At 64.6% G+C, this 18,490-nt stretch carries 19 protein-coding genes; 9 read left to right on the forward strand and 10 right to left on the reverse strand.

Going from position 1 to position 18,490, the window contains the following annotated elements:
• Window positions 1-179: 179 nt before the first annotated feature.
• Window positions 180-3,056: a ribonucleoside-diphosphate reductase subunit alpha gene (locus IM733_RS00115; protein ID WP_248919015.1), complete on the reverse strand. Its 2,877-nt coding sequence runs from the start codon at window positions 3,054-3,056 to the stop codon at window positions 180-182.
• An 802-nt stretch (window positions 3,057-3,858) separates the two neighbouring features.
• On the opposite strand from IM733_RS00115, the gene IM733_RS00120 reads away from it, so the two are divergent.
• Window positions 3,859-4,554 (forward strand): response regulator transcription factor, encoded by a 696-nt coding sequence (locus IM733_RS00120; RefSeq protein ID WP_248919016.1) that lies wholly within the window; start codon window positions 3,859-3,861, stop codon window positions 4,552-4,554.
• On the forward strand, window positions 4,551-6,155 hold the full coding sequence (locus tag IM733_RS00125) for an ATP-binding protein (protein ID WP_248919017.1): 1,605 nt from the start codon (window positions 4,551-4,553) through the stop codon (window positions 6,153-6,155). The genes IM733_RS00120 and IM733_RS00125 overlap by 4 nt, the downstream gene beginning before the upstream one ends.
• Here the strand turns inward: IM733_RS00125 and IM733_RS00130 are convergent.
• Together IM733_RS00130 and IM733_RS00135 are read right to left on the reverse strand one after the other, a co-directional pair.
• Window positions 6,152-6,853 (reverse strand): 4'-phosphopantetheinyl transferase family protein, encoded by a 702-nt coding sequence (locus tag IM733_RS00130; RefSeq protein ID WP_248919018.1) that lies wholly within the window; start codon window positions 6,851-6,853, stop codon window positions 6,152-6,154. The two genes, IM733_RS00125 and IM733_RS00130, sit on opposite strands and share 4 nt — an antisense overlap.
• Before the next feature lie 159 nt (window positions 6,854-7,012).
• Complete coding sequence (locus IM733_RS00135; protein ID WP_248919019.1) at window positions 7,013-7,804, reverse strand: dienelactone hydrolase family protein; 792 nt, start codon at window positions 7,802-7,804, stop codon at window positions 7,013-7,015.
• 134 nt (window positions 7,805-7,938) lie between these two features.
• Here IM733_RS00135 and IM733_RS00140 point away from each other — a divergent pair, with 134 nt between their 5' ends.
• The 4 genes from IM733_RS00140 (at window position 7,939) to IM733_RS00155 (ending at window position 12,428) form a co-directional block, all read left to right on the forward strand.
• Entirely contained in the window at window positions 7,939-8,544 is a 606-nt protein-coding gene (locus IM733_RS00140) for an outer membrane protein (protein ID WP_248919020.1), read from the forward strand.
• 128 nt (window positions 8,545-8,672) lie between these two features.
• Window positions 8,673-9,350, forward strand: coding sequence for a response regulator (locus tag IM733_RS00145; protein ID WP_011532638.1), 678 nt, complete (start codon window positions 8,673-8,675; stop codon window positions 9,348-9,350).
• The gene (locus IM733_RS00150; protein WP_248919021.1) at window positions 9,347-10,693 is read left to right on the forward strand and encodes an ATP-binding protein; all 1,347 of its coding nucleotides are present in this window, start codon (window positions 9,347-9,349) and stop codon (window positions 10,691-10,693) included. Before IM733_RS00145 ends, IM733_RS00150 begins: the two co-directional genes overlap by 4 nt.
• 412 nt (window positions 10,694-11,105) lie before the next feature.
• Entirely contained in the window at window positions 11,106-12,428 is a 1,323-nt protein-coding gene (locus tag IM733_RS00155) for a dicarboxylate/amino acid:cation symporter (protein WP_240066264.1), read from the forward strand.
• A 166-nt stretch (window positions 12,429-12,594) separates the two neighbouring features.
• Here IM733_RS00155 and IM733_RS00160 read toward each other — a convergent pair whose 3' ends face one another.
• Both IM733_RS00160 and IM733_RS00165 read right to left on the reverse strand, forming a co-directional pair.
• Complete coding sequence (locus tag IM733_RS00160) at window positions 12,595-13,089, reverse strand: SprT family zinc-dependent metalloprotease (protein ID WP_248919022.1); 495 nt, start codon at window positions 13,087-13,089, stop codon at window positions 12,595-12,597.
• Between the two features lie 140 nt (window positions 13,090-13,229).
• Window positions 13,230-13,829, reverse strand: coding sequence for a Yip1 family protein (locus IM733_RS00165; protein ID WP_011532642.1), 600 nt, complete (start codon window positions 13,827-13,829; stop codon window positions 13,230-13,232).
• Between the two features lie 263 nt (window positions 13,830-14,092).
• Between IM733_RS00165 and ttcA the strand changes: the two genes are divergently transcribed.
• Both ttcA and IM733_RS00175 read left to right on the forward strand, forming a co-directional pair.
• Window positions 14,093-14,917 (forward strand): tRNA 2-thiocytidine(32) synthetase TtcA, encoded by an 825-nt coding sequence (gene ttcA / locus IM733_RS00170; RefSeq protein WP_011532643.1) that lies wholly within the window; start codon window positions 14,093-14,095, stop codon window positions 14,915-14,917.
• A 4-nt stretch (window positions 14,918-14,921) separates the two neighbouring features.
• The gene (locus tag IM733_RS00175; RefSeq protein WP_248919023.1) at window positions 14,922-15,593 is read left to right on the forward strand and encodes a DNA-3-methyladenine glycosylase I; all 672 of its coding nucleotides are present in this window, start codon (window positions 14,922-14,924) and stop codon (window positions 15,591-15,593) included.
• Between the two features lie 57 nt (window positions 15,594-15,650).
• Here IM733_RS00175 and IM733_RS00180 read toward each other — a convergent pair whose 3' ends face one another.
• From IM733_RS00180 to arsC, 3 genes are read right to left on the reverse strand one after another with little or no spacing between them, the layout of a single operon-like run.
• Window positions 15,651-16,064, reverse strand: a complete 414-nt coding sequence (locus tag IM733_RS00180; protein ID WP_248919024.1) for a DUF2069 domain-containing protein — start codon at window positions 16,062-16,064, stop codon at window positions 15,651-15,653.
• On the reverse strand, window positions 16,057-16,662 hold the full coding sequence (gene wrbA / locus IM733_RS00185; protein ID WP_248919025.1) for an NAD(P)H:quinone oxidoreductase: 606 nt from the start codon (window positions 16,660-16,662) through the stop codon (window positions 16,057-16,059). The genes IM733_RS00180 and wrbA overlap by 8 nt, the downstream gene beginning before the upstream one ends.
• On the reverse strand, window positions 16,659-17,012 hold the full coding sequence (gene arsC, locus IM733_RS00190; RefSeq protein WP_248919026.1) for an arsenate reductase (glutaredoxin): 354 nt from the start codon (window positions 17,010-17,012) through the stop codon (window positions 16,659-16,661). Before arsC ends, wrbA begins: the two co-directional genes overlap by 4 nt.
• Before the next feature lie 86 nt (window positions 17,013-17,098).
• Here arsC and IM733_RS00195 point away from each other — a divergent pair, with 86 nt between their 5' ends.
• Window positions 17,099-17,566: a TlpA disulfide reductase family protein gene (locus IM733_RS00195; protein WP_248919027.1), complete on the forward strand. Its 468-nt coding sequence runs from the start codon at window positions 17,099-17,101 to the stop codon at window positions 17,564-17,566.
• Between the two features lie 69 nt (window positions 17,567-17,635).
• Here IM733_RS00195 and IM733_RS00200 read toward each other — a convergent pair whose 3' ends face one another.
• Both IM733_RS00200 and IM733_RS00205 read right to left on the reverse strand, forming a co-directional pair.
• Window positions 17,636-18,040 carry an META domain-containing protein gene (locus IM733_RS00200; RefSeq protein WP_248919028.1) on the reverse strand — a complete coding sequence of 135 codons (405 nt, stop codon included), beginning with the start codon at window positions 18,038-18,040 and terminating at the stop codon, window positions 17,636-17,638.
• Complete coding sequence (locus IM733_RS00205) at window positions 18,041-18,475, reverse strand: hypothetical protein (protein WP_248919029.1); 435 nt, start codon at window positions 18,473-18,475, stop codon at window positions 18,041-18,043.
• Window positions 18,476-18,490: the final 15 nt, after the last annotated feature.

Here is an 18,490-nt window from a genome sequence, read left to right on the forward strand (position 1 = left end):
TATGGTGTTTTGATCTGGGGCATGACCCAGGAGGGGGATTGTCTGTACCGGCCTGTTCGCCGGCAAGCCGGCTCCTACAGGAGGAGAGCGGAACGGCTGGCAGCGGGGCAAAAAAATGCCGCCTCAACCACCCGTGAGGGCGGTTGAGGCGGCATGTTCAGCTCAGCGCTGCGAAGGCCTTATTGGCAGGCTTCGCAATCCGGCTCGTCGATGGCGCAGGCCTTCGGTACCGGGGCTGGGCCGGCGGCCTGGACCGGGGCGCTGTCGCCGCCGCTCGACACGGCGTTGAGCTTGCCGGTGTTGATGGTCGACTTCTCGGTGCTGGTCGCGGCCAGGGCACGGAGGTAGTAGGTGGTCTTCAGACCACGGTACCAGGCCATGCGGTAGGTCACGTCGAGCTTCTTGCCCGAAGCGCCGGCGATGTACAGGTTCAGCGACTGGGCCTGGTCGATCCACTTCTGGCGACGGGAGGCGGCATCGACGATCCACTTGGTCTCGACTTCGAACGCGGTGGCGTACAGGTCTTTCAGCTCTTGCGGGATACGCTCGATCTGCTGCACGGAACCGTCGTAGTACTTCAGGTCGTTGATCATCACCGAGTCCCACAGGCCGCGGGCCTTCAGGTCGCGGACCAGGTACGGGTTGATCACGGTGAATTCGCCCGACAGGTTCGATTTCACGTACAGGTTCTGGTAGGTCGGCTCGATGGACTGCGACACGCCGGTGATGTTGGCGATGGTCGCGGTCGGCGCGATGGCCATGATGTTCGAGTTACGAATACCTTTCTTGACGCGCTCGCGCACCGGTGCCCAGTCCAGGCTTTCGGTCAGGTCGACGTCGATGTACTTCTGGCCACGGGCCTCGATCAGGATCTGCTGGCTGTCCAGCGGCAGGATGCCCTTGGACCACAGCGAACCCTGGAAGGTCTCGTAGGCGCCGCGCTCGTCGGCCAGGTCGCAGGACGCCTGGATCGCGTAGTAGCTGACCGCTTCCATCGACTTGTCGGCGAACTCGACGGCAGCATCGGAGCCATACGGGATGTGCTGCAGGTACAGCGCGTCCTGGAAGCCCATGATGCCCAGGCCCACCGGGCGGTGCTTGAAGTTCGAGTTACGCGCTTGCGGCACCGAGTAGTAGTTGATGTCGATCACGTTGTCGAGCATGCGCACGGCGGTGTTCACGGTGCGTTGCAGCTTGGCGGTGTCCAGCTTGCCATCGACGATGTGGTTCGGCAGGTTGATCGAGCCCAGGTTGCAGACCGCGATCTCGTCCTTGTTGGTGTTCAGGGTGATCTCGGTGCACAGGTTCGAGCTGTGGACCACGCCCACGTGCTGCTGCGGGCTGCGCAGGTTGCACGGGTCCTTGAAGGTCAGCCATGGGTGGCCGGTCTCGAACAGCATCGACAGCATCTTGCGCCACAGGTCTTTGGCCTGGATGGTCTTGAACACCTTGATCTTGTTGTACTCGGTCAGGGCTTCGTAGTACTCGTAGCGCTCTTCGAAGGCCTTGCCGGTCAGGTCGTGCAGATCAGGCACTTCCGATGGCGAGAACAGGGTCCACTTGCCGTCATCGAAGACGCGCTTCATGAACAGGTCGGGGATCCAGTTGGCGGTGTTCATGTCGTGGGTACGACGACGGTCATCACCGGTGTTCTTGCGCAGCTCGATGAACTCTTCGATGTCGAGGTGCCAAGTTTCCAGGTAGGCACACACGGCGCCCTTGCGCTTGCCACCCTGGTTCACGGCGACGGCGGTGTCGTTGACCACTTTCAGGAACGGCACGACGCCTTGCGACTTGCCGTTGGTGCCCTTGATGTACGAGCCCAGTGCACGCACCGGAGTCCAGTCGTTGCCCAGGCCACCGGCGAATTTCGACAGCATGGCGTTGTCGTGGATCGCGTGGTAGATGCCCGACAGGTCGTCCGGCACGGTGGTCAGGTAGCAGCTCGACAGCTGCGGGCGCAGGGTGCCGGCGTTGAACAGGGTCGGGGTCGAGGCCATGTAGTCGAAGGACGACAGCAGGTTGTAGAACTCGATCGCACGGGCTTCTTTGTCTTTCTCTTCCAGCGCCAGGCCCATGGCCACACGCATGAAGAACACCTGCGGCAGCTCGAAGCGCACGCCATCCTTGTGGATGAAGTAGCGGTCGTACAGGGTCTGCAGGCCCAGGTAGGTGAACTGCTGGTCGCGCTCGTGGTTGATCGCCTTGCCCATGCGCTCCAGGTCGTAGCCTTTCAGCGCTGGGTCGAGCAGTTCGAACTCGACGCCTTTCTCGACGTAGGCCGGCAGGGCCTTGGCGTACAGGTCGGCCATTTCGTGGTGGGTGGCGCTGTCGGCCACGCCGAGGAAGCCCAGGCCTTCGGCACGCAGGGTGTCCATCAGCAGGCGGGCGGTGACGAACGAGTAGTTCGGCTCGCGCTCGACCAGGGTACGGGCGGTCATCACCAGGGCGGTGTTGACGTCTTTCAGGGCGACGCCGTCGTACAGGTTCTTCAGGGTTTCGCGCTGGATCAGCTCGCCATCGACTTCGGCCAGGCCTTCGCAGGCTTCGCTGATGATGGTGTTCAGGCGCGCCATGTCCAGCGGCGCCAGGCTGCCGTCGGCGAGGGTGATGCGGATGCTTGGGTGCGGCTCGACCACGGCGTCGGCGTTGCTGCGGGTGGCGCGCTCTTTTGCACGCTGGTCGCGGTAGATCACGTAGTCGCGGGCGACTTTCTGCTCGCCGGCGCGCATCAGGGCCAGTTCGACCTGGTCCTGGATTTCTTCGATGTGGATGGTGCCACCCGATGGCATGCGACGCTTGAACGTGGCGGTGACCTGCTCGGTCAGGCGCGCGACGGTGTCGTGGATGCGCGACGAGGCGGCGGCGGTGCCGCCTTCAACTGCGAGGAACGCCTTGGTGATGGCCACGGTGATCTTGTCGTCGGTGTAGGGGACGACAGTGCCGTTGCGCTTGATCACGCGCAGTTGGCCCGGAGCGGTGGCAGCCAGATCCTGGTTGGATTCGGCCTGCGGCGCCAAAGCCTGCGGGTTCTCGCGAGTTGTGTCGGTTTGCATGGGTGGGTGTCTCCACAGTTTCTAGTTTGTTCAGGCGCCTGTTGGGGCGCCCACCGTTCCGTCCACTTGCTCGATGGCCCGGGCGGGGACGCGCGTGATGCACGCGCATCCGCCCGCTCGGGCGTACCGACTTCGGGACAGACTCAGGAATTGGGGGCAATAAGCTGCCGCTCCCTGGCCGAAGTCAAAGGTTCTGGGCGTACCCAAAATCTGTTGCTGATGAGTGCGTGGTGGTGCCTGCAACACTCATACCCGAACAAGGCCGTCTGGGGGCTTGCATCGGTGGCCTCCGCAGGAGCGGTTTGGCTGCTGGAATCACGTTAAGTTCAGTCGGTAAATTCGCTTGAATTTGCCGGTTGACTTGTGTTTGTGATTTTGCTCGAAACCCTATATCTAGTGGTTCGCTGCGATAGGGATACAAGATAATGCGGTCTGGGGGGCTTTGCAAGGCGAGCGCCTGTGGATAAGTTGTGGGTACTTTGTGGGTTTTTGCTGTAGGCCTTGTCCCAAGAGGTTTGCACTATTTTTTACCTGTGCTACGCCTCTGCGCAGAATTTTGCGGGCGCGAACCCTATCACAAAAAACGGTTCAGTCGAGGGCCGTCTTGCGTGGTTGGCAGGGGTGGGGGCGGGACGTAGTATCCGCAGGCGATGTTGCGCTTTGGTGAAAGGGAATTTCCATCGGTTCAGGCCGTTGCCACAGCAGGGCGGGCGCAGACCTGCAGGAGCCGGCCTTGCCGGCGAAGAGGCCGGAACAGCCTGCGCAAGAACAACAATAAAAGACCAACACACAAGGTAAGGCCATGGACCAGCCAGCAAACCGCATCCTCATCGTCGAGGACGACCAGCGCCTCGCCGAACTCACCGCCGAGTACCTCCAGGCCAACGGTTTCGAAGTGGCGGTGGAAGGCGACGGCGGTCGCGCCGCGCGGCGCATCATCGACAGCCAGCCAGACCTGGTGATCCTCGACCTGATGCTGCCCGGCGAGGACGGCCTGAGCATCTGCCGGCGTGTGCGCGGCCAGTACGCCGGCCCGATCCTCATGCTCACCGCCCGCAGCGACGAGCTCGACCAGGTCCAGGGCCTGGACCTGGGCGCCGACGATTACGTGTGCAAGCCGGTGCGCCCACGCCTGCTGCTGGCGCGCATCAATGCCCTGTTGCGCCGCAGCGAGGCCCCGGAGCGGCGCCAGGACCTGACCTTCGGCCCACTGCATATAGACAGCCGCCAGCGCGAGGCGCGCCTGGGCGGCCAGCTCATCGAGCTGACCGGCGCCGAATTCGACCTGCTCTGGCTGCTGGCCAGCAACGCCGGGCGCGTGCTGTCCCGCGAGGAGATCTTCACCTCGCTGCGCGGCGTCGGCTACGACGGCCAGGACCGCTCCATCGATGTGCGCATCTCCAAGATCCGCCCCAAGATCGGCGACGACCCGATCACCCCGCGGCTGATCAAGACCCTGCGTAGCAAGGGCTACCTGTTCGTCGGCGAGGCGCCATGAACTCGATCTTCCTGCGCATCTATGGCGGCATGCTTGGCGTGCTGGTGCTGGTGGCCGTGCTGGGTGTGCTCAGCCTGCACCTGGTCAACGAGATCCGTGCCGGCCAGCACCGTGAGCGCCTGGCCCAGGGCACCTTCAGCCTGATGGCCGACAACCTGGCGCAGCAGAACGCGGTGGAGCGCACCCGTTCGCTGGTGATCTGGGAGCGTCTGCTCGGCGTGCCGCTGTATCTGCAACCGATGTCGGCGTTCACCCTCGATGGCGGGCAGCGTGCGCGCCTGTACCGCGACCTGGTGGTGGTCGAGAAGACCGGCCCCCACGCCGCCCGGGTATTGCGCCGGGTCGGTCACGAGGACCTGCTGCTGGTGGCCGAGGTGAAGCAGATCAGCGAGCAATTGGCTCGTGCCACGCTTTACCTGCTGGCGGACGAACTGGTGCGCTACCCGGTGACCGAGCAGCAGGCGCGCCTGGCGCAGCTCAGGCAGAGCAAGGGCTTCGGTTTCGACATCGCCTTGCAACGCATCGAGCGGGCGGCGCTGGACGACGATCAGCGCCGCCGGGTGGAGGAGGGCGACACGGTGATGGCGCTGGGCAAGGATGGCGACTCGATCCGCGTGTTCTCGGGGCTTGCCGGGTCGCCCTGGGTGCTGGAGATCGGCCCGCTGTACCAGCTCAACCCCTATCCGCCGCAATTGCTGATCTTGATCGCCTTCCTCGGGCTGTGCCTGATCGGGCTGGTGGTCTACCTGCTGGTGCGTCAGTTGGAGCGGCGGGTGTCGGGCCTGGAGGTGGCGGCTTCGCGCATCGCTCAAGGCAGCCTGGATACTCGGGTGCCGGCCGGCGATGCCGACTCGGTCGGGCGCCTGGCTGCGGCCTTCAATGGCATGGCCGAGCACCTGCAGCGTTCGCTGACCATGCAGCGTGAGCTGGTGCGGGCGGTGTCCCACGAGCTGCGCACGCCTGTGGCACGGCTGCGCTTCGGCCTGGAAATGATCGAGAGCGCCAGCACCGAGCAGGCCCGGGCCAAGCACTTGGCCGGCATGGATGGCGATATCCAGGACCTGGACAGGTTGGTCGACGAGATGCTCACCTACGCCCGATTGGAGCAAGGCGCACCGGCCTTGCACTTCCGGGTGGTGGACCTGGATGAACTGCTGGCGCGGGTGATCGAGGAGTTGGCGCCGTTACGGGCCGAGGTGAAGGTGGTACGGGGTGAGTGTCAGGGGCTGGAAGGCGGTGACGCCCGGGTCGAAGCCGAGCCGCGCTACCTGCACCGCGCCCTGCAGAACCTGGTGAGCAATGCCATGCGCCATGCCGAATCCGAGGTGCGCCTGAGCTATCAGATCGGCCAGCAGCGTTGCCGCATCGATGTGGAGGACGACGGGCCAGGGATCCCGGAAGGTTTCTGGGATCGTATCTTCACGCCGTTCACCCGGCTCGATGACAGCCGCACCCGCTCATCCGGCGGGCATGGGCTGGGGTTGTCGATCGTGCGCAGGATCATCTATTGGCATGGTGGCCGCGCCTTGGTCGGGCGCAGCGAGCGGTTGGGCGGCGCCTGCTTCAGCCTGAGCTGGCCGCGTGAGCAGCCTCGGGACTAGACGCTGACCAGGCTGAGCAGGTGGCCATCCTGCACGCAGAACTGGCCATCGAGCTCGACGCCGTTGTGCCATTCGGGCGACAGGTCGGTGAGCAGGCGCAGGCGGGCGCGGCCGTCGGCGGACCAGGTCAGCAGTTCGGCGTGCTCGAAGTAGAAGCGCTGTTGGGTCAGTGGATAGAGCGCCTTGAACAGGCTCTCTTTGAGCGAGAAGGTCAGGGTCACGGCCAGGGCCTGCTGGCTGCGGTCCAGGCGTTGCAGCTCCATGGGCGTGAGGATTTCGCTGGCCAGGCGTTCGGCGCGCTCCTCGCTCAACAGGGTTTCCTGGTCCAGGCCCAGGCCACGGCACTGGCCAGCGGCGGCGACCACCGCCGCTGCCCAGCCTTGGCCGTGGGTGATCGAACCATGGATGCTGGCGGGCCAGATGGGGGAGCGGTCCTCGTGGCTGGCGGGCACATGGTCACGGCCGTCCAGGATTCGCAGGGCCTCGCGGGCGCAGACTCGGCCGGCCAGGTATTCGGCCTGGCGCTTGGCCACCGAGCGTTGCAGGCTGGCGGTCTGGACGATGCCGGCGCGCTGGAAGTCGTCAGGCGCGAGGTTGGCAGGGTCGAAGGCGCAGCTGACCAGTACGGCGCCGGGGACCGGGCGGGGCAGGGGCCAGTGGTGCTGGAGGGGGGCGCAGCAGGTCGGGAGTCTGTTCATGGCGGGTATTGTGCCAGCGCCTGAGCGGGTGGTGGAGCGGAGATTGTGGGGCTGCTTTGCAGCCCATTCGCCGGCAAGGCCGGCTCCTACAGGTTCAGCGCCGCCTTCGTAGGGGCCGGCCTTGCCGGCGAATGGGGCGCGCAGCGCCCCCGACGAGCCTCAGTCGAACGCGGTCTTGAGAAACGCCTGCATATCCTTCCACGAGCTTTCATCCGCCGCCTTGTCATAGCCGATATCCGGCCCGCCATGCTCGCCATGGCTCAGCCGGTCGGCATCGGGGTTGGTGAAGCCGTGCTTGGCCCCGGGGATGCCGACGAACTTGTAGTCGGCCCCGGCCGCATCCATTTCCGCCTTGAACGCCGCCACCTGTTCCGGCGTGACCATGCTGTCGGCCTCGCCATGCTCTACCAGGATCTTCGCCCGGATCACTCCCGGCTTGGCCGGTTTCTGGGTGACCAGTGCGCCATGGAAGCTCACCACGGCGTCGAGTTTCACGCCCCGGCGCGCGGCATCGAGCACCACCTTGCCACCGAAGCAGTAGCCGATAGCGGCCAGTTGATGCTGCCGGGTATTGGGCTGCAGCTTGAGCAACTTCAGCCCCGCATCGAAGCGCTGGGCCGCCGCCTCCGGGTCTTTCAGCGCTGCCGCCATGAACGCCTGGGCTTCGGCAGGATGCTCGGTTTGCTTGCCTTCGCCGTACATATCGATGGCCAGGGCGTTGTAGCCCAGCGCGGCGAGGTCACGGGCGCGGCGCTTGGCATAGTCGTTCAGCCCCCACCATTCATGCACCACCAGCACACCGGGGCGCTTGCCGTCGACGGCGTCGTCATAGGCGTAGTAGCCGATCAGGGCGGCGCCATCGGCAGCCTGATAACGGATCTCGCGGGTCTGCACCGCCGCCTGGGCGAGGGCGGTACTGCACAGCAGGGCCAACGCAAGCAGGTAACGCATGGTCAAAGCTCCTTCTTTCGACATCGGTCGGTTCGTTCAGCCGAGGTTCAGGCTGGGTTCAGCGGCGGTTCAGGGCGTCCTCCCTACTCTAGCCCCCAGACAGCAACAACGCATTCAACGGGAGTACCTGAACCATGAAAACCCTCAATACTTTGATCGCCGCCATGGCCGTTTGCGCCGCCGGCCTCACCACCGTCGCCCAGGCCGACGACAACTTCGCCAGCCTGACTTACGGCCAGACCAGCGACAAGGTGCGCAAGTCCGGCCTGCTGCAACGCAACACCGACCACCTGAACGCCGACGGCATCATCGGCAAGGACGACACCTGGGGCGTGCGTGTGGGCAAGATCAACGACCAGGGTCGCTACTACATGACCTACGACAACGTCTCGGGGGACCACAGCGGCATCAAGCTGCGCCAGGAAAACCTGCTCGGCAGCTACGACCTGTTCCTGCCGATCGGCGATACCACCAAGCTGTTCGGCGGCGGCAGCCTGGGCATGACCAAGCTGACCCAGGACTCGCCCGGCGCCCGCCGCGACACCGACTACGGCTACGCCGTCGGCCTGCAGGCCGGCGTGATCCAGGAAGTGACCGACAACACCTCGGTGGAGCTGGGCTACCGTTACCTGCGCAGCAATGCCAGCACCGAGATCGGCAGCCACGGCGGACCAAAGGATGGCACCCTGCGCCTGACCAGCAGCGCGCAGACGTACCTGGCGGCTACCTACAAGTTCTGAGTCCGCTGTTATCCTGTACCGGCTTCGCCGCAGGTAAACCTATTCCCACAGGTGGTGCACAACCCTGTAGGGGCGGGTTTACCCGCGATGAGGCCGGTAAAGGCATTCCCTATCGAAAGGAGATCCGCATGAAATTGCTGGTGGTCGAGGACGAGGCGCTGCTGCGTCATCACCTGTTCACGCGCCTGGGCGAAGGCGGGCACGTGGTCCAGGCGGTGGCCAACGCGGAGGAAGCCCTGTACCAGGCCGAGCAGTACAACCACGACCTGGCGGTGATCGACCTGGGCCTGCCGGGCATGAGCGGCCTGGACCTGATCCGCCAGCTGCGCAGCCTCGGCCAGACCTTTCCGATCCTGATACTGACCGCTCGCGGCAACTGGCAGGACAAGGTCGAAGGCCTGGCCGCCGGGGCCGACGACTATGTGGTCAAACCCTTCCAGTTCGAAGAGCTCGAGGCGCGCCTGAACGCCTTGCTGCGCCGCTCCAGCGGTTTCACCCAGTCGACCATCGCCGCCGGCCCCCTGGTGCTCGACCTCAACCGCAAGCAGGCCACCCTGGATGATGCGCCGTTGGCGCTGACCGCCTACGAGTACCGCATCCTCGAATACCTCATGCGCCATCACCAGCAGGTGGTGGCCAAGGACCGGCTGATGGAGCAGTTGTACCCGGATGACGAGGAGCGCGACCCCAATGTCATCGAGGTGCTGGTGGGCCGCTTGCGGCGCAAGCTGGAAGGCGACAACGGCTTCAAGCCGATCGACACCGTGCGTGGCCTGGGCTACCTGTTCACCGAGCGCTGCCGATGATCCGCTCGCTGCGCGTGCGCCTGATGCTGGCCGCGGCGGTGCTGGCGCTGCTGTTCATGCTGGCCCTGCTGCCGGCCTTGCAAAAGGCCTTCAGCCTGGCGCTGCAGGAGTCGATCGAGCAACGCCTGGCCTCGGACGTGACCACCCTGATTTCAGCAGCGCGCGTCGAACATGGCCAGTTGCAGATGCCGGCCCTGTTGCCCGACGAGCGCTTCAACCTGCCGTACACCGGCCTGCTGGGCTATATCTTCGATCGCCAGGGCACGCTGGTGTGGCAGTCACGGGCCACGCGCAACCAGAACATCAACTACCAGCCGCGCTACGACGGGCGCGGCAACGAGTTCGCGCGCATTCACCAGACCGATGGCGATGAGTTCTTCGTTTATGACGTGGAGGTCAAGCTGCTGGGAGGCAAGAGCGCGGCATTCAGCATCGTGGCGCTGCAACCGGTGAGTGAATACCACGCCACCCTGAGCGGTTTGCGCGAAAAGTTGTACCTGGGCTTCGGCGCGGCCCTGTTGGCGCTGATGGTGTTGCTGTGGGCAGGGCTGACCTGGGGCCTGCGCTCGTTGCGCCGGCTCAGCCATGAACTCGACGAGGTAGAGGCTGGCGCCCGCGATGGCCTGAGCCGCGAGCACCCGCGCGAACTGTTGCGCCTGACCGGCTCGCTCAACCGCCTGCTGCGCAGCGAGCGTGAGCAACGCCAACGCTATCGCGACTCCCTCGACGACCTGGCCCACAGCCTGAAAACGCCCCTGGCGGTGCTGCAGGGCGTGGGCGAGGGCATGGCTCAGGGCAAGAGCGAGCCTGAGCAGGCGCGGGTGTTGCAAAGCCAGATCGACCGCATGAGCCAGCAGATCGACTACCAGTTGCAGCGCGCCAGCCTGCGCAAGAGCGGCCTGGTGCGACACCAGGTCGAGCTCAAGCCGTTGCTCGACAGCCTGTGCAGCACCTTGGCCAAGGTCTATCGCGACAAACGCGTCGAGGTCAGCTTCGATTTGCCAGCCCAGGCACGGGTACCCATGGAGCAGGGCGCCTTGCTCGAGCTGCTGGGCAACCTGCTGGAGAACGCCTACCGGCTGTGCCTGGGGCAAGTGCGGGTGAGCCTGCGCGAAGTGCCGGGGCGGCTGGATCTGTGGGTCGAGGACGATGGCCCGGGTGTGCCGCCCCACCAGCGTGAGCGCATTCTCGAGCGTGGCGAGCGGCTGGATCGCCAGCACCCGGGGCAAGGGATCGGCCTGGCGGTGGTCAAGGACATCATCGACAGCTATGACGCCGAGTTGAGCCTGGGGGATTCGGTGTTGGGTGGCGCTGCGTTCCGGATTGCCTTCCGTTTGGAATGACCCCGCACGTGTAGGAGCGGCTTCAGCCGCGAACACCGGCGTAGCCGGTGCCAGGCTCCGCGTTGCTTGTTTCGCGGCTGAAGCCGCTCCTACAGAGGGGTGTGCATTCAGAGCAGCAGCATGCACGTCAGGCGGATTCCCGCCAACGCACCTTGTACGATTTCCGCCATCGGGCGGAAATCCGCCATTCCCGCTGTAAGCCATTGCCCCGTCCGAGGGCATACACCCCCTGAAATCACTGGCCGTGCACCTCAAGCGGGCACTTTGGCATCGCCCTTGCTATTCACCTGGCAGAGGCCTGACCAGGCGCTCGACCACAACGACAAATCCCTCCGGGTGCAGGAGGGTTCGCGATTCAGGTGCCCCGACATCCTGGGAAGGATGCGCCGGCACACATGAGGAAAAATGAGCCATGACGAAACGTCAGCCGCTGTACAAATCCCTGTATGTCCAGGTGTTGGTCGCCATCACCATCGGTATCCTGCTCGGCCACTACTACCCGGAGACCGGCGTCGCCCTCAAACCCCTGGGTGACGGCTTCGTCAAACTGATCAAGATGGTCATCGCGCCGATCATCTTCTGCACCGTGGTCAGCGGCATCGCCGGCATGCAGAGCATGAAGTCGGTCGGCAAGACCGGCGGCTACGCGCTGCTGTACTTCGAGATCGTTTCCACCATCGCCCTGATCATCGGCCTGGTCGTGGTCAACGTGGTTCAGCCGGGCGCCGGCATGCACGTCGACGTCAGCACCCTGAACGCCAGCAGCGTGGCCGCCTATGCCGCCGCCGGCGCGCAGCAGACCACCGTGGGCTTCCTGCTCAACGTCATCCCCAACACCGTGGTCGGCGCCTTCGCCAACGGCGATATCCTGCAGGTGCTGATGTTCTCGGTGCTGTTCGGTTTCGCCCTGCATCGCCTGGGTAGCTACGGCAAGCCGGTGCTGGACCTGATCGACCGCTTCGCCCATGTGATGTTCAACATCATCAACATGATCATGAAGCTGGCGCCGATCGGTGCCTTCGGTGCCATGGCCTTCACCATCGGCCAGTACGGCGTGGGCTCGCTGGTGCAATTGGGCTACCTGATGGCCTGCTTCTACATCACTTGCATCCTGTTCGTCCTGGTGGTCCTGGGCGGTATCTGCCGCGCCCATGGTTTCAGCGTGATCAAGCTGATCCGCTATATCCGTGAAGAACTGCTGATCGTGCTGGGCACCTCGTCCTCGGAATCGGCCCTGCCGCGCATGCTGGCCAAGATGGAGCGCCTGGGCGCGAAGAAGTCCGTGGTTGGCCTGGTGATCCCGACCGGTTACTCGTTCAACCTGGACGGTACCTCGATCTACCTGACCATGGCCGCGGTGTTCATCGCCCAGGCCACCGACACCACCATGGACATCACCCACCAGATCACCCTGCTGCTGGTGCTGCTGGTGGCCTCCAAGGGGGCTGCGGGCGTTACGGGATCGGGCTTCATCGTGCTGGCCGCGACCCTGTCGGCTGTCGGCCACCTGCCGGTTGCCGGCCTGGCGCTGATCCTGGGTATCGACCGCTTCATGTCCGAAGCCCGCGCCCTGACCAACCTGATCGGTAACGCCGTGGCCACCGTGGTGGTGGCCAAGTGGGTCAAGGAGCTGGACACCGACACCCTGCAGGCGGAGCTGGCTTCCGGTGGCTCGCCGCTGGTCGACACCCGTCCGACCGACGACCTCGGCGTGGCCGAAGGCCCGGCGCGTTGATAGACGTGTGAAATGCCAAAAGGCGACCTTCGGGTCGCCTTTTTTGTGCCGCTGCCCCGCGATCCGATCCGTAGGAGCCAGTCTTGCTGGCGAACCAGGCGCCGCGATGCATGGCACCGGCTGCGCCGGTGTTCGCCGGCAAGGCCGGCTCCTACAACGATCGTGGTTACTCGACCCGGGTCTGGCCGCTGTACACCAGAATCTCCCGGCATCGCCGGCACAGGTACCGCCGCCCCTGGCGCACCAGCTTGTGCCGCTGCGCGGTGAACGGGAAATCGCTCTCCGGGCACGGGCAACGGTAGATGTAGCGCGTCGCCACTCGCCGTTGCACCTCATAGTTGTGGCAGCGATTCGGCGGCAGCTCGTACACCCCGCGCATGATCAGTTGCCACTCCTCGCCGTGGGCCTGGATCTTGTCACCAAACAACTGGTGGGCCACCAGGTGCGCCACTTCATGGGCCACGGTCTGGCGCAGGAAGTCGTCTTGGTTCTCGCGGTACAGCTGCAGGTTGAAGCGCAGCAGGTTCTCGTGCAGGTGGGCGACGCCGGCCTTCTGGCCGCGCAGCTTGAAGCTGACCTGCGGGCGCGGGAAGGGGCGTTTGAAGAAGGCTTCGGCTTGCTGGTAACAGGTTTCGACGCGTTGTTTGAGCAGCTCGGGCATGGCGGGGCAATTCTCCTGACCGGGCATTATGCCGTAGGCGACGGGCGGCTGCCGAGCCGCCGGTCAGGCACACGAAACGAAGCCGCCTTGCGGCGGCTTCGGGTGATGCCCCAGTGTTGGTTGGATCTGATTTTGATGCGTCAGTTGGTGTAGACGGGCCCCACGCCCAGTCCCCAGATGATCACGGTCGCGGCCATGATCGCCACCAGTACCACCAGGCCCACCGCCAGCACCGAACTGGAGAACAGGAAGCCTTCGTCTGATGGGATGTTCATGAACGTCGGCAAGCCGACATACAGCAGGTACACGGTGTAGCAGATCGCCGCCGTGCCGATCAGCATGCCCAGCCACAGGTGCGGGTACAGCGCCGCGAGGCCGCCGATGAACAGCGGGGTGGCGGTGTAGGTGGCGAAGGCGATGCATTGCGCCATGCTCGGGTTGGCGTCGTAGGTGCGGGCCATCCAGTGGATGAAGGCGCCCATCACCGCCACCCCGGCGAGCATCGCCAGGTAGGACATGATGCTCATCCACAGGGCGCTTTCCATGGTCAGCATCACCGCTGGCCGGTCGCCAATCACCCAGCCGACCTGGGTGGTGCCGATGAACGCCGACACGGCAGGGATCGCCGCGAGGATCAGCGTGTGGGTCAGGTACATGTGGCTGATGCTTTCTTCCTCGCCACGAATCTCCCGCCACTCCTGGTCAGGGTGGGTAAACAGCCCTACAACGTGATGAATCATGCCGGTCACTCCTATCGTCGTTGCCAAACGCCCCCCAGATGGAGCGCTTGTGGCCCGAGGCCCGAACACCGATGCAAGCGGTCGTGTGGCCTTATGTCGCAGTATAGGAAGCGGATCCTGGCACAAACCTGGCTTTTTAGAGCAAATTGCGCTGTCAGGCCTGGTGCTGATTCCCTTGAAGTCTTTATCGGAATGCCCTACTGCACTGCCAGGTTTGTGCGTAAAATAGCCCGCTTTTGTCACACCTCGCGGATCCAAGCGCTATGGGCACCCTTTCGGTCAACCAGAACAAACTGCAAAAACGCCTGCGTCGTCTCGCCGGCGAAGCCATCACCGACTACAACATGATCGAGGATGGCGACAAGGTCATGGTCTGCCTGTCCGGCGGCAAGGACAGCTACACCATGCTCGACGTTCTGTTGCACCTGCAGAAGGTGGCGCCGATCAAGTTCGACATCGTCGCGGTGAACATGGACCAGAAGCAGCCGGGCTTCCCCGAGCACGTGCTGCCCGCTTATCTGAAAGAACTGGGCGTCGAGTACCACATCGTCGAGAAGGATACCTACTCGGTGGTCAAGGAGCTGGTGCCCGAGGGCAAGACCACCTGCTCGCTGTGTTCGCGCCTGCGCCGCGGCACCCTGTACACCTTCGCCGACGAGATCGGCGCGACCAAGATGGCCCTGGGGCATCACCGCGACGACATCGTCGAGACCTTCTTCCTCAACATGTTCTTCAACGGCGCGCTCAAGGGCATGCCACCGAAGCTGCGCGCCGACGACGGCCGCAACGTGGTGATCCGCCCGCTGGCCTACTGCAGCGAGAAGGATATCCAGGCCTACTCGGACATGAAGGAATTCCCGATCATCCCGTGCAACCTGTGCGGTTCACAGGAGAACCTGCAGCGCCAGGTGGTCAAGGATATGCTGGTGGAGTGGGAGCGCAAGCACCCGGGCCGTACCGAGAGCATCTTCCGCGCCCTGCAGAACGTGGCGCCGTCGCAGCTGGCCGACCGTAACCTGTTCGATTTCACCAGCCTGAAGATCGACGAGAGCGCCACCCCGCGCTTCCTCGACGTGCTGAACATCTGACCGCATGCGCGACTATCAGTGGTTGCACGAGTACTGCCTGAACCGCTTCGGTTCGGCCCAGGCGCTGGAAGCCTTCCTGCCGCAGCCGCTTACGGCCGCGCAATTGCGTGATATCCCGGACGATCGCTACCTGTCGACGCTGGCCCTGCGCGTGTTCCGCGCCGGGCTCAAGCACAGCCTGGTGGACGCGAAGTGGCCGGCGTTCGAGCAGGTGTTCTTCGGTTTCGACCCGGAAAAGGTCGTGCTGATGGGCGCCGAGCACCTGGAGCGGCTGATGCATGACGAGCGCATCATCCGCCACCTGGGCAAGCTCAAGAGCGTGCCGCGCAATGCCCAGATGGTGCTGGACGTGGCGAAGGAGAAGGGCAGTTTTGGCGCATTCATCGCCGGCTGGCCCGAGACCGATATCGTCGGGTTGTGGAAGTACCTGGCCAAGCATGGCAACCAGCTGGGCGGGTTGTCGGCACCACGCTTCCTGCGCATGGTCGGCAAGGATACGTTCATTCCCACCGATGACATGGCGGCGGCGTTGATCGCCCAGAAGATCATCGACAAGCCGCCGACCAGCCAACGTGACCTGGCGTTGGTGCAGCAGGCGTTCAACCAGTGGCATGCAGAAAGCGGGCGACCGCTGTGCCAGTTGTCGGTGATGCTGGCGCATACCGTCAATCATTGAGATCAGTTGTAATGCCATCGCGGGGCAAGTCGCATCGGCGCACCGCCGCGATAGCGTTCAGCTTGCTTCGCCCGCCAAGCGCCGCTCCTGCTGGAACTTCCAGCGCACGAACAGCAGCCCGCTGACGAACAACCCCAGGCTCACTAGCAACTCCACCCAGCCGAACACCGCCCGCGCCGGGTCGAACGCAGCCAGCACGCCCTTGATGAAGTAGATGTTGACCACGAAGCAGGTCCAGGCATGCGCCCGGGCGCTGCCCATGAGCATGCCCGGCAGCAACAACAGCAACGGGATCAGCTCGATGGCCATGATCACCTCGACCCGCGCCCCGTGCAGGTCGGCGAACCACAGGTTGTTCACCACCAGCAGGGCGATCAGGCCAAAGAAACAAGCCAGGCTCACGGCGCGGGTGAAACGCACGCGTGGTGCCAGCCAGTCCAGCGGCGGCAGTACCTTGGGCTTCCTAGCCACGTTGCCCCTCCAGGGCCTTGGCGGTGTTCGCCAGGCGTTGGCCGAGGGCACGGCACAGGGTGATCTCGTGCGGGTCCAGCTCGCGCTTGCCATCGGCGCCGGCATGGTGGCTGGCGCCGTAGGGTGTGCCGCCGCCGCGGGTCTCGAGCAGCGCCGATTCGCTGTAGGGCAGGCCCATCACCAGCATGCCGTGGTGCATCAGCGGCAGCATCATCGACAGCAGGGTGGTTTCCTGGCCGCCGTGCAAGCTGGCGGTGGAGGTGAACACGCCGGCCGGCTTGCCCACCAGTTCGCCACCCAGCCACAGGCTGCTGGTGCCGTCGAGGAAGTACTTGAGCGGCGCGGCCATGTTGCCGAAGCGGGTCGGGCTGCCCAGCACCAGGCCTGCGCAGTGGCGTAGGTCGTCGAGGGTGGCGTACAGCGCGCCGCTGGCCGGAATGTCCGGGGCCACGGCTTCGCATTCGGTGGAAATCGCCGGCACGGTGCGCAGGCGTGCCTCCAGCCCGGCCATCTCGACGCCGCGGGCGATATGCCGGGCCATTTCGCTGGTCGAACCGTGGCGGCTGTAATACAGCACCAGGATATAGGGTTCGCTCACGGCAGGATCTCCAGGACTCTTTCCGGTGGGCGACCGACCACGGCTTTGTCACCGACAACGAGGATCGGGCGCTCGATCAGCTTGGGGTGCTTGGCCATGGCGTCGATCAGTTGGGCGTCGGTCAGGGCCGGGTTGGCCAGGTCGAGGGCCTTGTACTCGTCTTCGCCGGTGCGCAGCAGTTGGCGCGCGTCGATGCCCAGCTTGCCGAGCAGTTGCGCGAGCGTGGCGGCGTCGGGTGGGGTCTCGAGGTAGCGCACGATGGTCGGCGCCAGGCCGCGTGCCTCGAGCAGTTCCAGGGCGCCGCGGGATTTCGAGCAGCGCGGGTTATGATAGAGGGTCAGATCGGTCATGACGGGTCGCATCCAGCTGGGTGTGGCGGCTATTCTAACCGCAGCGACCGACTTCAATGCTTGAAAACTTCGAGAAGGATTGACCCATGGCAAGGCGTTTGGCAGCTGCACTGGCCATCACCGCGAGCCTGTTGCTCGGCGGCTGCGGTGCGGACTACGGCGTGGACCAGCACGGCAACACGGTGAAGGCCGAGCAGATCGACGGGCACTGGCTGGTGCTCAATTACTGGGCCGAATGGTGCGGCCCGTGCCGCACGGAAATCCCCGAGCTCAATGCCGCTGCCAAGCAGTGGGAGGCCCAGGGCATCAAGGTGGTGGGGGTGAACTTCGATGGCCTGCAAGGGCCGGACCTCAAGAGCGCCGCCGACACGCTGGGCATCGGTTTCACCGTGCTCGCCCAGGACCCGGCCGAACGCTACGAGCTGCCACGCAGCGAGGCGTTGCCGGTGACCTACATTATCGACGACAAGGGCAAGGTGCGTGAGCAACTGATGGGCGAGCAGACGCTCGAAGGGCTGCAGGCCAAGATCAAGGCGCTCAAAGGCGGCGCCTGAAAGTTCGCCAGCAAGCGGTCTCCCACGGTTCCTGTAGGAGGCCGCTTGCTGGCGAACAGGCGTTGAAGCTCAGCTTTCCTCAGGCCAGAAGCGCAAAGGCTTGCCCTCAACCGGCCAGAAGCGGATCTGCTCGATTGGCGACACATCCCAGCGCTGCACCGTTTCCAGCGCCTGCAAGAAGCGCTTCTCCTGGTCCATCAACGCCGGCGCACACAGCTTGCGGGTCTTGCCGACCTTGCCGAAGCTGATGCGCTCGCCCTCCAGTGTGTAGGGGGCGAACCAGTGGTTGCAGCCAGCGTTACCGTAGGCGCGACCGTCGTTGGCCAGGGTCAGTGTCAGGTGGCTGTAGTCGATCAGTGGGCGTTCACCGATCCACTCCAGCACATAGCTCTGCTCCTGTTGCAGCTTCGAAGGCTCCGACGCGCAGCCGGCCAGGGCTGCGGCAATCAGCGCGGTGGTCAGCAGCTGTTTCACTCAGGCACGCTCCCGGCACTGCGGGCACAGGTGTTTGTCACCCTGGCTGGCCCAACCCAGCTCCGCCACGCGGGCACTGGCGGCCGGAGCATGGCCTTTCTTGCCCAGCTTGGCGTCGACGGCGAATTCGAAGTCCAGTACCGCTTCGCAGCTGTCGCACTTGACCTGCCAGTTGAGGATCTCCAGCTCGTTGAACACTGGGCCCTTGGCCACGGCGACCCACTGGCCGCGCGGGTTGATCAAGTGGCGCACGGTCTCGACGGTCAGGCGCATGGACAAGTCCTTGCTGCCTTTGAGGGTGACCAGGAGCACGTCGTCCTTCTGGATCGAGCCGCCGTTGCCGGTGACCTGGTAGCGGCCTGGCACCAGTGCGCGGCACTCGATCAGGGTGTGTTGCGGGTTGAAAAGGGTGTAGCGGAAATCGTGTTCGACCATGGGTCCTCCAGAATT

Source organism: Pseudomonas entomophila, assembly GCF_023277925.1.
Taxonomy (GTDB): domain Bacteria; phylum Pseudomonadota; class Gammaproteobacteria; order Pseudomonadales; family Pseudomonadaceae; genus Aquipseudomonas; species Aquipseudomonas entomophila_D.

Excerpts from the sequence above, each read along its gene's own strand:
- IM733_RS00115 (WP_248919015.1), bottom strand. The coding sequence starts at position 3,056 with ATGCAAACCGACACAACTCGCGAGAACCCGCAGGCTTTGGCGCCGCAG.
- IM733_RS00120 (WP_248919016.1), top strand. The coding sequence starts at position 3,859 with ATGGACCAGCCAGCAAACCGCATCCTCATCGTCGAGGACGACCAGCGC.
- IM733_RS00125 (WP_248919017.1), top strand. The coding sequence starts at position 4,551 with ATGAACTCGATCTTCCTGCGCATCTATGGCGGCATGCTTGGCGTGCTG.
- IM733_RS00130 (WP_248919018.1), bottom strand. The coding sequence starts at position 6,853 with ATGAACAGACTCCCGACCTGCTGCGCCCCCCTCCAGCACCACTGGCCC.
- IM733_RS00135 (WP_248919019.1), bottom strand. The coding sequence starts at position 7,804 with ATGCGTTACCTGCTTGCGTTGGCCCTGCTGTGCAGTACCGCCCTCGCC.
- IM733_RS00140 (WP_248919020.1), top strand. The coding sequence starts at position 7,939 with ATGAAAACCCTCAATACTTTGATCGCCGCCATGGCCGTTTGCGCCGCC.
- IM733_RS00145 (WP_011532638.1), top strand. The coding sequence starts at position 8,673 with ATGAAATTGCTGGTGGTCGAGGACGAGGCGCTGCTGCGTCATCACCTG.
- IM733_RS00150 (WP_248919021.1), top strand. The coding sequence starts at position 9,347 with ATGATCCGCTCGCTGCGCGTGCGCCTGATGCTGGCCGCGGCGGTGCTG.
- IM733_RS00155 (WP_240066264.1), top strand. The coding sequence starts at position 11,106 with ATGACGAAACGTCAGCCGCTGTACAAATCCCTGTATGTCCAGGTGTTG.
- IM733_RS00160 (WP_248919022.1), bottom strand. The coding sequence starts at position 13,089 with ATGCCCGAGCTGCTCAAACAACGCGTCGAAACCTGTTACCAGCAAGCC.
- IM733_RS00165 (WP_011532642.1), bottom strand. The coding sequence starts at position 13,829 with ATGATTCATCACGTTGTAGGGCTGTTTACCCACCCTGACCAGGAGTGG.
- ttcA (WP_011532643.1), top strand. The coding sequence starts at position 14,093 with ATGGGCACCCTTTCGGTCAACCAGAACAAACTGCAAAAACGCCTGCGT.
- IM733_RS00175 (WP_248919023.1), top strand. The coding sequence starts at position 14,922 with ATGCGCGACTATCAGTGGTTGCACGAGTACTGCCTGAACCGCTTCGGT.
- arsC (WP_248919026.1), bottom strand. The coding sequence starts at position 17,012 with ATGACCGATCTGACCCTCTATCATAACCCGCGCTGCTCGAAATCCCGC.
- IM733_RS00195 (WP_248919027.1), top strand. The coding sequence starts at position 17,099 with ATGGCAAGGCGTTTGGCAGCTGCACTGGCCATCACCGCGAGCCTGTTG.
- IM733_RS00205 (WP_248919029.1), bottom strand. The coding sequence starts at position 18,475 with ATGGTCGAACACGATTTCCGCTACACCCTTTTCAACCCGCAACACACC.